The organism is Streptomyces sp. 8N616, assembly GCF_052246385.1.
Classification (GTDB): domain Bacteria; phylum Actinomycetota; class Actinomycetes; order Streptomycetales; family Streptomycetaceae; genus Streptomyces.
This window is the reverse complement of sequence record NZ_JBQQBY010000032.1, coordinates 34,565-49,769: the sequence shown is the minus strand read 5'-3', so window position 1 is coordinate 49,769 and position 15,205 is coordinate 34,565. Positions and strand designations below refer to the sequence as shown.

Here is a 15,205-nt window from a genome sequence, read left to right as displayed (position 1 = left end):
CCCCATGACGTTCGTACAGGTCATCGAGTACGAAACGGAGCGCGAGGACGAGATGGAGCGGGTCTTCGACGAGTGGCTGCGCGCCACCGAAGGCAAGCGCACCATGACGCGCGAGGTCCACGCCAAGGACCGCGACAACCCCGCCCACTACGTCGACATCGTGGAGTTCCCCTCGTACGAGCAGGCGATGGTGAACAACGACCTGCCGGAGACGCAGCGCGTCGCCGAGCAGTTCCGGAGCCTGTGCACCAGTGAGCCCCGGTTCATCAACCTGGAGGTCCTCGAGGACGAGCGGACCTAGCCGCGGTGCCGGCTGCGGCCGGACACACCCCAGTGCCGCCCGGCCGCGATCCCCATGAGGATGCGGCCGGTCGGGGTGCTGGGGTGCATCCGTGGCGCTGTCCGGGCTTTCTTGAGCGAGGTAGACTCAAGTTACTGCAGGTTGAGTTTGGCAGGTCTGGCAGGATGGAAACCGGCCGGACGACCTGACGCAGACGAGGAGGAGCGCACACCCGTGGATGCCGAGCTGACCACCAGGAGCCAGGAAGCCATCAGCGCCGCCAGCAGCCGCGCCGTGTCCGCAGGGAACCCCGACATCACCCCGGTACACCTGCTGCTCGCCCTGCTGGAAGGCCAGGACAACGAGAACATCCAGGACCTGCTGGCCGCCGTAGAGGCCGACATGGCGGCCGTACGGTCCGGCGCGGAGCGGCTGCTCGGCGCGCTCCCCAGCGCCCAGGGCTCCACCGTCGCCGCCCCCCAGCCCGACCGCACCATGCTCGCGGTCGCCGCCGACGCCGCACAGCGCGCCAAGGAGCTGGGCGACGACTACATCTCCACCGAGCATCTGCTCATCGGCGTCGCCGCCAAGGGCGGCCAGGCCGGTGCACTGCTCGACCAGCAGGGCGCGAGCGCGCAGAAGCTGCTCGACGCCTTCGAGAAGATCCGCGGAGGACGACGCGTGACCACGCCCGACCCTGAGGGCACGTACAAGGCCCTGGAGAAGTTCGGCACCGACTTCACCGGCCTGGCCCGCACGGGCAAGCTGGACCCGGTCATCGGCCGGGACACCGAGATCCGCCGTGTCATCCAGGTGCTGTCCCGGCGTACGAAGAACAATCCCGTCCTCATCGGCGAGCCCGGCGTCGGCAAGACCGCCGTCGTCGAGGGGCTGGCGCAGCGGATCGTGAAGGGCGACGTACCCGAGTCGCTGAAGAACAAGCGGCTTGTCGCGCTCGACCTGGGCGCGATGGTCGCGGGCGCCAAGTACCGCGGCGAGTTCGAGGAGCGGCTGAAGACCGTGCTCGCCGAGATCAAGGCCAGCGACGGCCAGATCATCACCTTCATCGACGAGCTGCACACGGTCGTCGGCGCGGGCGCCGGCGGCGACTCGGCGATGGACGCGGGCAACATGCTCAAGCCCATGCTCGCCCGCGGTGAGCTGCGCATGGTCGGCGCGACCACGCTCGACGAGTACCGCGAGCGGATCGAGAAGGACCCGGCGCTGGAGCGCCGCTTCCAGCAGGTCCTGGTCGCCGAGCCGTCCGTCGAGGACTCCATCGCGATCCTGCGCGGCCTCAAGGGCCGGTACGAGGCCCACCACGGCGTGCAGATCGCCGACTCCGCCCTGGTCGCGGCCGCGACCCTCTCCGACCGCTACATCACCTCCCGCTTCCTGCCCGACAAGGCCATCGACCTCGTCGACGAGGCCGCGGCCCGCCTCCAGATGGAGATCGACTCCTCACCCGTCGAGATCGACGAACTCCAGCGCGCCGTCGACCGGCTGCTGATGGAGGAGGAATCGCTGCTGGCGGCCCAGGCCGGGGAGAAGGAGCGCAAGCTGCTGAAGAAGCAGGACCGCGAGAAGGACCTCTCCCCGGACGCCCGCGAGCGGCTGGACCGGCTGCGCAAGGATCGCGCCGAGAAGGAGGAGAAGCTGCGCGGCCTGCGCGCCCGCTGGAACGCCGAGAAGGAGATCCACACCCGGGTCGGCGACCTGAAGAAGCGCCTCGACGAGCTGGAGACCGAGCTCGAACTCGCCGAGCGCAAGGCGCCCGAGACCGGCGACTGGGTCACCCCGGGACGGCTGCGCTCCGAGGTCATCCCGCAGACCCGTAAGGAGCTCGACCAGGCCGTCGCCGAGCAGAAGGCCCTGGAGGGCATGGTCGGCGAGGAGGTCGGCCCGGACGACATCGCCGACGTCGTCTCCTCCTGGACCGGGATCCCCGCCGGGCGGCTGCTGGAGGGCGAGACCGAGAAGCTGCTCCGCATGGAGGACGAGATCGGCAAGCGGCTGATCGGCCAGGCCGAGGCCGTACGGGCCGTGTCCGACGCCGTACGCCGCTCGCGGGCCGGCATCTCCGACCCCGACCGTCCGACCGGCTCCTTCCTCTTCCTCGGCCCGACCGGCGTCGGCAAGACCGAGCTGGCCAAGGCGCTCGCCGACTTCCTCTTCGACGACGAGCGGGCCATGGTCCGCATCGACATGAGCGAGTACAGCGAGAAGCACTCCGTGGCCCGGCTGGTCGGCGCCCCGCCCGGCTACGTCGGTTACGAGGAGGGCGGCCAGCTGACCGAGGCCGTGCGCCGCCGCCCGTACAGCGTGGTGCTGCTCGACGAGGTGGAGAAGGCCCACCACGAGGTCTTCGACATCCTGCTGCAGGTGCTGGACGACGGACGGCTCACGGACGGCCAGGGCCGGACCGTCGACTTCCGTAACACCATCCTCATCCTCACCTCCAACCTCGGCTCCGCCTATCTGGTCGACCCGGCGCTCAGCGAGGACGTGAAGCGGGACAAGGTGCTGGAGACCGTACGGGCCTCCTTCCGCCCCGAGTTCCTCAACCGCCTCGACGACGTGGTGGTCTTCCACCCGCTCGGCACCGGCCAGTTGAAGCGGATCGCCCAGCTCCAGATCGACCATCTGCAGCGCCGGCTCGCCGACCGCCGCCTCACGCTCGACGTCACCGACGAGGCACTGGAGTGGCTGTCCCGGCTCGGCCACCAGCCGGTGATCGACGCGCCGGACGCGGGACCCGACCTGACGTACGGTGCCCGGCCGCTGCGCCGCCTGGTGCAGACGGCGATCGGCGACCAGCTGGCCCGCGCGATCCTGGCGGGCGAGGTCCAGGACGGCGACACCGTGCGGGTCGGCCTCGACGAGGGCGCGAACCGGCTGACCGTCGCCGCAGCGGAGCACGCCGGACAGGCCGGGGTTGCAAGCACCGGGCGGGTGTGAGGGAGGATGGCAGGAACCGTACGAAGGGAAATCCACGGTGACTATCGACCCGTCCTCGATTCCGAATTTCGGGGGCCAGCCCGAACCGCAGCCGTCGGGGCCGGTGGGCCCCGTCATTCCAGATCAGGACCTGGTCAAGCAGCTCCTCGACCAGATGGAGCTGAAGTACGTGGTCGACGACGAGGGCGATCTCGCCGCGCCGTGGGAGCAGTTCCGCACGTACTTCATGTTCCGGGGCGAGGACGAGCAGCAGGTCTTCTCTGTCCGTACGTTCTACGACCGGCCGCACCCCATCGAGTCCAAGCCGCTGCTGCTGGAGTCGATCGACGACTGGAACCGCCGCACGCTGTGGCCGAAGGTTTACAGCCACACCAACGACGACGGCACCGTCCGCCTGATCGGCGAGGCGCAGATGCTGATCGGCACCGGCGTCAGCCTGGAGCACTTCGTGTCCAGCACGGTCAGCTGGGTGCGGGCCTCGATCGAGTTCGACCGGTGGGTCGTGGAGCAGCTCGGCCTGGAGAAGGAGATCGACTCCGCAGGTCCTGATGAGGACAAGGACGGCGACGGCGAGGACTGACGCCGTCCGATGTCATGACGTGATGCGGGTGATGCCGCTGATGCCCGGCGCCGCTAGGGCGCCGTGGCGGCGATCGCCAGCAGATACGTCCCGTAACACCAGGAGAGCCCGGCCAGCGCGCCGACCGTGACCACGACGGTGCGCAGCCGGGCTCTCGCCATGCCCACCGCCAGCGGCAGCAGCAGCGGGAAGGCGGGCAGCAGAAAGCGCGGCTTGGAACCGAAATAGCGGGCGCCGCCGAGCGTGATGAACAGCAGCACACCGCTGTAGGCGATCAGCGCGAGCGGCGGCCGGTCCAGCAACAGCAGCACGAACAGCAGCACCGCCAGCACGACCACCGCGACCGTCATCGGGTACGTGATGTGCTCCTGGCCCAGGACCATGTTCCGCACCGACCCCCATGCGTCGGCGCCGAAGTCGAACTCCGAGCCCCAGCGCCGCTGCACCCGGAAGTAGCCGAAGAGCGGGCTGCCCTTCTGCCACCCCACCCACACGACGTAGCCGAGCCAGCCCAGCGGGGCGAGGGTCGCCCCCGCCCACAGCCGCCAGTCCTGGCGGGCGCGCAGCGAGAGGCTGTCGGGGGTCCGGTTCCGCCACAGCTGGCAGATCTGCCATGCGGCGCCCAGCGCGACCGCGGCCGCGACCGCGATGCCGTTCGGGCGGGAGAGCCCGGCGAGAACGGCGCACGTCCCCGCCCACAGCCAGCGGCCGGTCAGCGCCGCGTAGAGCGCCCAGGCCGCGAAGGCGGTCATCAGCGACTCGGTGTACGCCATCGACTGGACGATCGCGTGCGGCAGTGCGCCCCACAGGACGACGAGCAGGGTGGCGGCCCTGCGGCCCTGCAACCGTTCGCCCACCGCGTAGATCCCCCAGGCCGCGACCCCCGCGGCCGCCCAGGACACCAGCAGCCCGGCGTTGACGAAGCCGAGGGACAGCACGGCGCGGACGCCCCGGACCAGGGCGGGGTAGAGCGGGAAGAAGGCCAGATCGCTGTAGAGGCGAGTGGGGTCGTCGCTGTGCACGACGGTGCCGTAGCCGTGGTCGACGAGCCGCTCGTACCAGATGGCGTCCCAGGAGTGGCCGAGCAGCATGCGCGGGTGCTTCCCGGCGTGCCAGGACCAGATCGCCATGGAGAGCATGCCGCCCAGCCGGAGAGCGGCGTAGAGCGCGAGCGCCGGCGCGGCCCGCAGCAGCGCGCTGCGCACCCGGGTGCGCCACCGGGGCCGCAGCCGTGCGGGGGGCCGCGGTCTGCTGGCGCGTACGGGCAGGTGGGTGTCGGCTGACACGGGGGCACCTCCGGTGCGGCGCAGCGGGCGGAAGCGGACCCTCCCCCATAGCCTGAACGGCATGGGGGGACCCCCATCGCCGCCACGGGAGGAGGGACCCGGCACCTCCGACCTTGCGCGGCACCTCCGCCCGCAGCGACTGCTGACGCCCGGCGGTGGCGCGAAGTGCACCCACTCGGCCGCGACGTCCGCACCCACTCGGCCGCATGCGCGTGCGGCCGTCGGCCCCGGCCCCGAAAGAACGTCCCGCCGCGCCAGGGCAGAGCCTCGTGGGCTGCGGCTCGCTCTGGACCGCCGGTTGCCGCCGTCGTGGTCGGCCGCCGCGGCGGCGGGCAGTTTCTGTCGCCGCGACGGCGAGTGACCACCATGGTGGAGAGCGGCGGTGGTGAACCAGCCGTACCGGGCAGAGCTGCGTGGGTTGTGGCTCGTTCGGCGCCGCCGGTTGCCGCCGTCGTGGTCGGCCGCCGCGGCGGCGAAAGACGTGCGGGCGGCCGGAACGCCGGAGCGCGTTACGCCGCGAGGCTCTTCAGGCGGCCGACCGCTTCCTCCAGGACGTCGGCCCGCTTGCAGAAGGCGAAGCGCACGAACGGCGCGCCTTCGCCCTGGTGGTCGTAGAAGACCGCGTTCGGGATGGCGACGACCCCGCAGCGCTCGGGCAGGGCGCGGCAGAAGGCGAAGCCGTCGCCGCCCTTCGACTCCCTCTCGCCCAGCGGCCGGATGTCGGTGGTGACGAAGTACGTGCCCGCCGGGCGGAACACCTCGAAGCCCGCCTCGGCGAGGCCACCGCTCAGCAGGTCCCGCTTGGCGCGCAGGTCCTCGCGCAGGGAGTCGAAGTACGCGTCGGGAAGGCGCAGCGCCTCGGCGACCGCGTACTGGAAGGGCCCGGCCGACACGTAGGTCAGGAACTGCTTCGCGGACCGCACGGCCCTGACCAGCTCGGCCGTCGCCGTCACCCACCCCACCTTCCAGCCCGTGAAGGAGAAGGTCTTCCCGGCCGAGCCGACGGTGACGGTGCGCTCGCGCATGCCCGGGAAGGTCGCGATCGGGAGGTGCTCGCCGCCGTCGAAGACGAGGTGCTCGTAGACCTCGTCGGTGACCACCAGCAGATCGCGCTCGCAGGCCAGCTCGGCGACGGCGGCCAGCTCGGCGCGGGTGAGCACGGTGCCGGTGGGGTTGTGGGGGGTGTTGAGGAGGATGAGCCGGGTGCGGTCGGTGACCGCGCCGCGCAGCTCGTCCAGGTCGAGCCGGTAGGTGAGGGACGCGGCGTCGGGCCGCAGCGTCACCGGCACCCGGGTGCCTCCGGCCATCGCGATGCACGCGGCGTACGAGTCGTAGTACGGCTCGAGCGCGATGACCTCGTCACCCGGCTCGAGCAGCGCCAGCAGGGACGCCGCGACGGCCTCGGTCGCACCCGCCGTGACGAGGACCTCGTGGTCGGGGTCGAAGCCGAGCCCGTAACGCCGCCGCTGGTGCTCGGCGACGGCCGTGCGCAGCTCGGGGATCCCGGGGCCCGGCGGGTACTGGTTCCCGCGCCCGTCCCGCAGCGCACGCACCGCGGCCTCCCTGATCTCCTCGGGCCCGTCGGTGTCGGGGAAGCCCTGTCCCAGGTTGATCGAGCCGGTGCGGACGGCGAGCGCGGACATCTCGGCGAAGATCGTCGTACCGAATTCGGCGAGGCGGCGATTGAGGAGTGGTCGTCCCATGCGGGACATCCTGCGCGGACCGGATGGTTTCCTCAACCTTGGAACCTTGGAACCTTGGAACCTTGGAAACCTTGGCCTGCGCCGAATTGGGCCGGCCGTCGAATGCGGGCATGCTGCGCGGACCAACTGCCGGCCGCACCGCCCCGAGGCGGCCGCCTCTCCTGCGCGCCGCGCCCAAACCTCTGGACTTCCTCAACTCTGCTTTGGGCCTTCGGGACCGGGGGCATCAGGTCCCCACGCAAGGAGCGGAGCCTCGCTTCGGGGGGATTTGAAAGGAGAGTGAGGACGATGGAGATCTTCTTTTTCGCGGTTTTCGCGGTCATTGTGTTCGCCGGCGTCGTCGGTGCGGCGAGCGGCCGGGGCCGCTCGAGGAACCGGCGCGGAGGCAGGGGCAGCAGCGGCAGCTGGTGGGCGGGTGGCGGCGGGGGCGCCTCCTGTGGCGGTGGCTCCTCGTGCGGAAGCAACTCGTCCTGCGGCGGGGGTTCCTCCTGCGGTGGAGGCGGCGGGGGCGGCGGGGGATGCGGCGGCGGGGGCGGCGGCAGCTGATCCGGGCGGCCGCCGGGAACGGGGGGCTCGGTGGCCGCATCTGACCGGAGGTTGTGCGGCTGTCCCATGCAACACCGCATATGCGCCCGGCGGGCCCAACTCCCGCCGGGCGCTTCAGTTTTGAACAGTTGAACCGCGTGGCCCTCTGAAGGATGGAAACCCGGCGAAGTTGGGTAAAAGCGCTGTGGGCCCCGAGCATCTCATGATTTCGTATCCCCCCGGACCCCACGCTGGCGCGAGCCGCCCAGCGTTGCTCCCCCGCACCCTTCTGCCGGGGCGGGCCGGCCCACCCATTTTCCTTGCGTGATTCCACTGCGTGCTGTTTGCGGAGCCGACCCATGCTCACCACCCTCAAGACTGCATACACCGATACCCGCGCCGCCGACCTGGCCTGGGCGCTGAACAGAGAGCCGCTGCCCGCCCTCGCCGAAATGAAGCTCCAACTGGGGTCCGCCACCGTTCAGTTGAGGCTGCTCGGCGCCTCTCACCAAGTACTCGTCGAGGAGGAGCGCGGCCAGTGCTCGGAGACGGTGGCCTGCATGCCCGGCAGCGCGACCCCGCTGCCCCTGGGCGTCGCCAAGCGCATCGGGGCCTGGGAGTACGAGTTCGCGGCCCACGTGGAGACCCTCTCGCAGTCCTCCTTCGCCGGGCGCGCCCAGGACCTGCTCGCGCTGGTCGCCGACCATCCGTACGGCCTCGCCGGGACCTTCCCCGGCAGCCCGTACGCGTTCACCGCCATGCTGGCGCAGTTCCGCGAGGGCCAGTTGGGGTGGCGGACCTGGCACTCCTATCCGCAGGAGGGGAGGCTCGTCACGACCTGGACGCAAGTCGCCGGGTACGGCTGCCGGGGCACACGCCGGGACAAGCCCGCGCACGGGTAGCGCGCGCGGCCGCAGCCCATGCCCCCATCGCACCCGTGTGGGTGACATGTCCGACGATTCGCCTCACGTAGCGTTCTTCGCATGATCGATCCGCCTGTGGCCGGCGTCCGTCCAGCCGTGCGGCCGCGGGAGCGGCAGGGCCCGGCGCCGCTCCCCGTACCGGCAGGCCTCGGCCGCTTCCTGGTCCTGGCCGCGGTCTTCGTCTGCGCGGCCTGCGGACTGGTCTACGAGCTCGAACTCGTCGCCCTCGCCTCGTACTTGTCCGGCGACTCCGTCACCCAGGCGTCCGTCGTGCTGTCCGTGATGGTCTCCGCGATGGGCGTCGGCTCGCTGCTCGCCAAGCGGCTGCGGTGCCGGCCCGTCGCGGGCTTCGGAGGTGTCGAGGCGGTGCTCGCGCTGGTCGGCGGCTCGTCGGCGATGGCGTTGTACGCCGCGTTCGCCTGGCTCGGCCAGTCCCGCGCCGTGATGGTCGCCTTCTCCGCCGCCATCGGGGTGCTCATCGGCGCGGAGGTGCCGCTGCTGATGACGCTCATTCAGCGGATCAGGAAGCAGGATGCGGGCGGCGCGGTCGCCGACCTCTTCGCGGCGGACTACGTGGGCGCGCTGGCCGGCGGTCTCGCCTTCCCCTTCCTGCTGCTGCCGGCCCTCGGGCAGCCGCGCGGCGCGCTGCTGACGGGCGCGGTGAACGCGCTGGCGGGCGGCGCGGTGGTGCTCTGGCTGTTCCGCCGCGACCTGACCGTACGGGCGCGGTGGCTGCTGCTCGGCGCCAACGTGCTCGTGCTGGCGCTGCTCGCTGCCGGGACGGTCCTCACCGAACCCTTCGAGCGTGCGGCGCGGCGCGCGGTGTACGGGGCGGACGTGCGCGTGGCCGTGGGGACGGGGGTGCAGGAGGTCGTCGTCACCGGGGGAGCCGGGCGGTCCGTCTTCGTCGACGGCCGGCTGCGGGTCAGCGGCCGCGACGCGCTCCGCTGCCACGAGGCGCTGGTCCACCCGGCGATGGCCGGACCCCACCGCCGGATCCTGGTGCTCGGCGGCGGCGACGGGATCGCGCTGCGCGAGGTGCTGCGCCACCCGGACGTCGCCGCGGTGACGCTCGTCGAACCCGACCCGGAGCTGGTCCGGCTCGCCCGCACCGACCCGGGTCTCTCCGCGCTGAACGGGGACGCCTTCGGCGACCGGCGGGTGCGGGTGGTGGCGGCCGACCCCTTCGACTGGCTGCGGGAGGCGGTGCGCCAGGGACAGGGCCCGTACGAGGCGGTGCTCTCCGATCTGCCCGATCCGGACCTCACGCCGAGCACGAAGCTCTATTCGCAGGAGTTCTACGGGCTGGTCCGGCGCGTCATGGTCCCGGACGGCCGGTTCGCCGTCCACGCGGGGCGGACGTCCGTACGGCCGCGCGTCTTCTGGACGGTGGACGCGACGCTGCGGTCCGCGGGCCTGCGGACGGCGCCCTATTGGACGGCGGGGCCGCGGGGCCGGGGATTCGTCATGGCGTCGGCGGGACAGCGGCCGGTGCGGCTGGAGTTGGCACGCCACGGACCCCGGCTGCGCTCGCTGACCGCGGCCTCGCTGCGGGCGGCGGGGCGGGCCGCGGAGCGCGAGCGGGTGACCGGGCTGCCCGCGTCCACGCTGATGCACCCGCGGTACCTGGACTGACGGCCCGTCGGGTGTAGAAACGGGTGGCATGCGACACATGCCAGCAATCCGGACGTACGACCGCTTTCACGGCGGCGCGATCGGGCCGGCCGCCGCGGCCGCCGTAGCCGTCGCGGCGGCCGCGGCCGTCCTCACGGGCTGCGCGAGCTCCGGCACCTCCGACTCCGGCGGCGATTCCGCTCCGCGCGCGTGGGACCGCAGGGCGGACCGCGCCCCGCGCACGATGCCCGCCCCGGAGGCCACGCCGGAGTCGGTGCTGACCGCCATCAGGGCGCTGAACACCGCCGACCTGGCCGTGCCGCGCGGCGCGTCCTTCGAGGTGGAGGGGGAGCGCGACGCACGGGGCGAACGGATCTGGGAGGTCGTCGTCGCGTCCAAGCGCAACGACGAGTACGCGGACGAGTACGAGGTGACGGTCTCCGGGGACGGCTCGAAGCTCCTCAGCAGGCACCGCGATCTGACGCCCGACGACGACGTCGCCAAGCTGCGGTTCTCGAAGACGACCGCCCAGCAGGCCGTACGCCTCGCCTACGCTTACCGGCCGTCGGAGCTGGACTCCCTGGAGATCGACACCCGCTCCGACGGCAGGATCGTCTGGCAGGTCACCCAGACCACGCCCGGTGCCGGCGACGACGACGCGGGCCGCGAGGTGATCCTCGATGCGACCACGGGCAACGTCCAGACGTCCGGGGCGGACGGCTAGGGCGTACCCGACTTCCCGGCAGGTCTTACGGCCCGGCCTCACCGGCTGCGGACGATGTGCGGCTCCGCCGCGTGTGGACAGGATCCATGCGGGCGGCTGAGCGTGCGGGGCGCACGGTACGTACGAGAGGGCGGACGGGAAGGCGGAAGTCGCGTGGCGGATGCGAACGGAAGTCGTCGGGCAGATGTCGGACGGATGAGGGTGCCGGACGGGGATGGCTGGGTAGGCTCGGTCCCCATGGAGCATGAGGTGTTCGTTCCGTTCTCCGCCGACACCGTGCGGCAGGCCCTCGCCGATCCCGCACGCGTCTCCCGCTGCATCCCGGGCTTCCAGAGGGATTCCGACGAGTCGTCGGACGCGCCGGACGCCCTCGCGGGGCCCGTCGCTCTCGCGGGCCGGCTGCGGCTGCGCATCGGCAGCTCGACCATCACCTATCGCGGCCGCCTCCGTATCACCGAGCAGGACGGCGGCGACCTCGCGGTGGAAGGCGAGGGGACGGAGGCGCGCGGCAGCGGCTCCGTGAAGGTCGCGATGAACGTACGGCTGTCCGCGGCGGACGGCGGGTCGCGGCTGGCGTGCACCGGGACGGTACGTAGTGAGGGCCGCCTCGCCGACCTGGGCGAAACGGCGGCCGCGACGGCAGGGCGCCGTCTGCTGGACCGTTTCGCCGCGGAGCTGGCCTCGGGCCTCGAATCGGCGCCCATCGGCACGGGCGACCCGGAGGACGACAATCAGCGCGTCATCCCCGGGATCCCGTCGCCGGAGAAACCGAAGAACGACCGGCCGGGCGACACCACCTCTACCACCTCTGCGGAGGCCGCCGCACCGGAGGCGGAAGGGGCGGAAGGCGCCGAAGGCGGCGCGGACACGGGGCCGGGCCCCGGGCCCGAGCGGCCCGAGTCGGCGTCCGTCTTCGAGACCGAGGTGCCGCCCCCGTCGCTGGACCCGCACTCCGGCACGGACGACGAGCTCGGCCTCGCCGACGACGAGGTGGACGGCGGCCCGGAGGGCGACACCGCGGCCGGCGGCTTCGACGAATCGCTCGACGGCGGGCTGGACGAGGAGCTCGACGGCGGGATCGGCGCCGAGCCGCCCGCCGAGGCCGCGCACGCCCGCCGCACGATGATCGGCCGCAGCGCCGAGGAGGTCGACCACGCGCCCCCGCGCGGCCGGTACGCCCCGGTCCCCGCCCCCGAGGCCACCGCCACCACCGTCCCCCTCCGCTGGGCCGCACCCGCCGCGGCCGCGCTCATCGCCTCCGCCGTCGTCGTCAGCCGTATCCTGCGCCGCCGTCGCTGACCACCGCCACCGCCCGCGGCTAGGGTCAGGGGTGTGAGCACCCAGGACACGACGGACACCGGCTCCGGCACCCGAGGCATCCGACTCGAGGCCGGCGAAGCCGAGTTGACCCTTCTCCCCGCCCTCGGCTGCCGGATCGGTTCGCTGCGCATCGGCGGTACGGAGCTGCTGCGGCAGGGCGCGAAGTACGGCGCGTTCCCGATGGTGCCGTGGTGCGGCCGGGTCGACCACGGTCGGTTCCTCGACGGCGCCGTGCAGCACCAGCTGCCCGTGAACAACCCGCCGCACGCGATTCACGGCACCGGCCGCGACACCGCCTGGCGCACGGCCCGGACCGAGAAGGCCTCCGCCGTCTGCACGTACGACCTCGCCGACCCGTGGCCGTACGCGGGCCGGGTCACCCAGCTCGTCGAGCTCGCCGAGGACTCCCTGACCCTCACCATGGGGATCGAGACGATCGACGACTCCTTTCCCGCGCAGGCGGGCTGGCACCCCTGGTTTCTGCGGAATCTGGGGGGCGGCGGCGCCGATGTCGAGATCGCCTTCACGCCCGCGTGGCAGGAGGAGCGCGGGGACGACCACCTGCCGACCGGCCGCCGTATCGAGCCGCAGCCCGGGCCGTGGGACGATTGCTTCGGCATGCCGGACGGGGTGGACGTCACCCTCACCTGGCCCGGGCAGCTGGAGCTGAAGGTCACCAGCCGCGCCGAGTGGGTCGTCGTCTACGACGAGCAGGCCGAGGCGGTGTGCGTCGAGCCGCAGTCAGGACCGCCGAACGGCCTGAACACGCTGCCGCGCCTGGTGACCCCCGTCGATCCGCTGGAGGTCTCGACAACCTGGAGCTGGCGCAGGCTGTAGCGCGGAGCGCCGGGGCGGGGTTGCTGGGGGGCGGGGGGCGGAGCGCCGGGGCCGGAGCACCGGGGTCCGTGGACCGCTTAGGCTCAGGGGCATGAGCGATGCGCGTGACGCCCTGCTGCAGCAGATCAAGGACAAGGCCGTGGTCCACGGCAAGGTGACCCTCTCGTCCGGGCTTGAGGCCGACTACTACATCGACCTCCGCCGGATCACCCTCGACGCGGAGGCCGCGCCGCTCGTCGGCCAGGTGATGCTGGACACCACGGCCGACGTGGACTACGACGCCGTGGGCGGGCTGACGCTCGGCGCGGACCCGGTTGCGGCCGCGATGCTGCACGCCGCCGCCGCGCGCGGCCGCAAGCTCGACGCCTTCGTCGTACGGAAGGCGCAGAAGACGCACGGCATGCAGCGCCGTATCGAGGGCCCGGACATCAAGGGCCGCCGGGTCCTGGTCGTCGAGGACACGTCGACGACGGGCGGCTCGCCGCTGACCGCCGTCGAGTCGGCGCGCGAGGCGGGCGCCGAGGTCGTCGCCGTCGCGGTGATCGTCGAGCGGGGCGCCGCGCCCGCGATTGCGGAGGCCGGGCTTCCGTACTACCAGGCGTACGGGCTGGTGGACCTGGGCCTCGGCTGAGTCGGTCGGTCACGCTTCTGACCTGCAGGTTTCCCGAGGGGTGGAGAGTTTCACGTGAAACTCTCCACCCCTCGGTGCGTCTGCCGGGGCGGTTTCGCGGCGGTTCGAGGCCGGGCCGGGTGGACCAATCGTCCGCGTCTGGGAAGATGGGGCCGACGATGACGTCGCCCCCTAGGTCAGGGCCACTATCCGGAAACCCCGCACATCACAAGGAGCGGACAGATGCCCATCGCAACCCCCGAGGTCTACAACGAGATGCTCGACCGGGCGAAGGCAGGCAAGTTCGCCTACCCGGCCATCAATGTGACCTCGACCCAGACGCTGCACGCGGCGCTCCGCGGCTTCGCCGAGGCGGAGAGCGACGGCATCATCCAGATCTCCACGGGTGGCGCGGAGTTCCTGGGTGGCCAGTACAGCAAGGACATGGTCTCCGGCGCGGTCGCGCTGGCCGAGTTCGCGCACATCGTCGCCAAGAAGTACCCGGTGAACGTCGCGCTGCACACCGACCACTGCCCGAAGGACAAGCTCGACGGGTACGTACGGCCGCTGCTCGCCATCTCGCAGGAGCGCGTGGCCGGCGGCCAGAACCCGCTCTTCCAGTCCCACATGTGGGACGGCTCCGCCGAGAAGCTCGACGAGAACCTGGCCATTGCGCAGGAGCTGCTCGCCGAGGCCGCCAAGGCCAAGATCATCCTCGAGGTCGAGATCACCCCGACCGGCGGCGAGGAGGACGGCGTCTCGCACGAGATCAACGACGAGCTCTACACGACCGTCTCCGACGCCGAGCGGACCGCCGAGGCGCTGGGCCTGGGCGAGAAGGGCCGCTACCTGCTGGCCGCGTCCTTCGGCAACGTCCACGGCGTCTACAAGCCGGGCAACGTCGTGCTCCGCCCCGACCTGCTGCGCGAACTCCAGGACGGCATCGCGGCGAAGTACGGCAAGGCCGACCCGTTCGACTTCGTCTTCCACGGCGGCTCGGGCTCCACGGAGGAGGAGATCCGTACGGCGCTGGAGAACGGCGTCGTGAAGATGAACCTCGACACGGACACGCAGTACGCGTTCTCGCGGCCGGTCGCGGACCACATGTTCCGCAACTACGACGGCGTGCTGAAGGTCGACGGCGAGGTCGGCAACAAGAAGATGTACGACCCGCGCAGCTGGGGCAAGCAGGCGGAGGCGGGCATGGCCGTGCGCGTGACGAAGGCCTGCGCGGACCTCCGCTCCACGGGCACGAAGCTGAAGTAACGCGCTTCGCGCGTCGTATGTCGGGGGCGGTCGGCCTCCGGGCCGGGCACGGGGGGCGCCAGCGGTGCCCGCCGCAGGCGCAGGGGCCGATTGGGCCGCTGACCGTGGGGTTCCTCTGCTGGGCCCGGCACCTCATATGGGGTGCCGGGCCCAGTGCGTTGCGTGGTGTTGAGCGGGCGGGTCGGCGCGCGGACCTCCGTTCCACGGCATGAAGCTGAAGTGACGCGCTCCGCGCGTCGGCGCCGACCGCGCCGTTGATCGCGGGGTTCGCCTGTTGGGCCCGGCACCTCATGCGGGGTGCCGGGCCCGGCGTGTTGGGTGGTGTTGAGCGGCCGGGGTGGATGTGTTGTGGGCGTCCTGCTCGGCGCGGGTGGCCGTCGCTGGGGGCGGCCGGGTCGCGGTTTGGGCGGCTGGGCGCGGTGTGGGGGGCGGGGTGGCCTCGTTGGGGTGAGGCGAGGATGATCCAGGTATGAGCGACTCCTCGCGCGGCGCGGCGAGCGAGCCCGGCCGCGAGCGGCCCCGTGCCGGGCCGGAACCCGGTCCCCGAAACCCGCCGGAGGCGGGCGGACCGGGCCCGGA

The 15,205-nt window shown here is 72.1% G+C and carries 11 protein-coding genes and 2 pseudogenes; 11 read left to right on the top strand and 2 right to left on the bottom strand.

Features of this window, described 5'->3' with window-relative positions; translation table 11 throughout:
- Nucleotides 1–4 precede the first annotated feature (4 nt).
- From ACTWQC_RS26300 to ACTWQC_RS26285, 4 genes and pseudogenes are all read left to right on the top strand, one after another.
- Nucleotides 5–301: a hypothetical protein gene (locus ACTWQC_RS26300; RefSeq protein WP_443318276.1), complete on the top strand. Its 297-nt coding sequence runs from the start codon at nt 5–7 to the stop codon at nt 299–301.
- A 54-nt stretch (nt 302–355) separates the two neighbouring features.
- Nucleotides 356–1,465: pseudogene (locus tag ACTWQC_RS26295) on the top strand (Clp protease N-terminal domain-containing protein); the annotation flags it as partial.
- A 9-nt stretch (nt 1,466–1,474) separates the two neighbouring features.
- A pseudogene (locus ACTWQC_RS26290) lies at nt 1,475–3,238 on the top strand (ATP-dependent Clp protease ATP-binding subunit); the annotation flags it as partial.
- A 37-nt stretch (nt 3,239–3,275) separates the two neighbouring features.
- Nucleotides 3,276–3,818 carry a YbjN domain-containing protein gene (locus ACTWQC_RS26285; RefSeq protein WP_443318275.1) on the top strand — a complete coding sequence of 181 codons (543 nt, stop codon included), beginning with the start codon at nt 3,276–3,278 and terminating at the stop codon, nt 3,816–3,818.
- A gap of 53 nt (nt 3,819–3,871) precedes the next feature.
- On the opposite strand, the gene ACTWQC_RS26280 is transcribed toward ACTWQC_RS26285, so the two are convergent.
- Together ACTWQC_RS26280 and ACTWQC_RS26275 are read right to left on the bottom strand one after the other, a co-directional pair.
- Nucleotides 3,872–5,104, bottom strand: a complete 1,233-nt coding sequence (locus tag ACTWQC_RS26280; RefSeq protein ID WP_443318274.1) for a hypothetical protein — start codon at nt 5,102–5,104, stop codon at nt 3,872–3,874.
- A gap of 509 nt (nt 5,105–5,613) precedes the next feature.
- On the bottom strand, nt 5,614–6,816 hold the full coding sequence (locus ACTWQC_RS26275; RefSeq protein WP_443318315.1) for a pyridoxal phosphate-dependent aminotransferase: 1,203 nt from the start codon (nt 6,814–6,816) through the stop codon (nt 5,614–5,616).
- A gap of 875 nt (nt 6,817–7,691) precedes the next feature.
- Here ACTWQC_RS26275 and ACTWQC_RS26270 point away from each other — a divergent pair.
- The 7 genes from ACTWQC_RS26270 to fbaA all read left to right on the top strand — a co-directional run bounded on the left by ACTWQC_RS26270 (nt 7,692) and on the right by fbaA (nt 14,626).
- A complete protein-coding gene (locus ACTWQC_RS26270) occupies nt 7,692–8,234 on the top strand; it encodes a DUF2617 family protein (protein ID WP_443318273.1) in 543 nt (180 codons plus the stop codon).
- Nucleotides 8,235–8,315: 81 nt separating this feature from the next.
- Nucleotides 8,316–9,890, top strand: coding sequence for a polyamine aminopropyltransferase (locus ACTWQC_RS26265; protein ID WP_443318272.1), 1,575 nt, complete (start codon nt 8,316–8,318; stop codon nt 9,888–9,890).
- A gap of 37 nt (nt 9,891–9,927) precedes the next feature.
- Nucleotides 9,928–10,593, top strand: coding sequence for a hypothetical protein (locus ACTWQC_RS26260; RefSeq protein WP_443318271.1), 666 nt, complete (start codon nt 9,928–9,930; stop codon nt 10,591–10,593).
- A gap of 237 nt (nt 10,594–10,830) precedes the next feature.
- Nucleotides 10,831–11,892, top strand: coding sequence for an SRPBCC domain-containing protein (locus ACTWQC_RS26255; protein ID WP_443318270.1), 1,062 nt, complete (start codon nt 10,831–10,833; stop codon nt 11,890–11,892).
- A 33-nt stretch (nt 11,893–11,925) separates the two neighbouring features.
- The gene (locus ACTWQC_RS26250) at nt 11,926–12,750 is read left to right on the top strand and encodes an aldose epimerase family protein (RefSeq protein WP_443318269.1); all 825 of its coding nucleotides are present in this window, start codon (nt 11,926–11,928) and stop codon (nt 12,748–12,750) included.
- Nucleotides 12,751–12,841: 91 nt separating this feature from the next.
- A complete protein-coding gene (gene pyrE, locus ACTWQC_RS26245; protein WP_443318268.1) occupies nt 12,842–13,381 on the top strand; it encodes an orotate phosphoribosyltransferase in 540 nt (179 codons plus the stop codon).
- A 222-nt stretch (nt 13,382–13,603) separates the two neighbouring features.
- Complete coding sequence (gene fbaA / locus ACTWQC_RS26240; RefSeq protein ID WP_443318267.1) at nt 13,604–14,626, top strand: class II fructose-bisphosphate aldolase; 1,023 nt, start codon at nt 13,604–13,606, stop codon at nt 14,624–14,626.
- Nucleotides 14,627–15,205 lie beyond the last annotated feature (579 nt).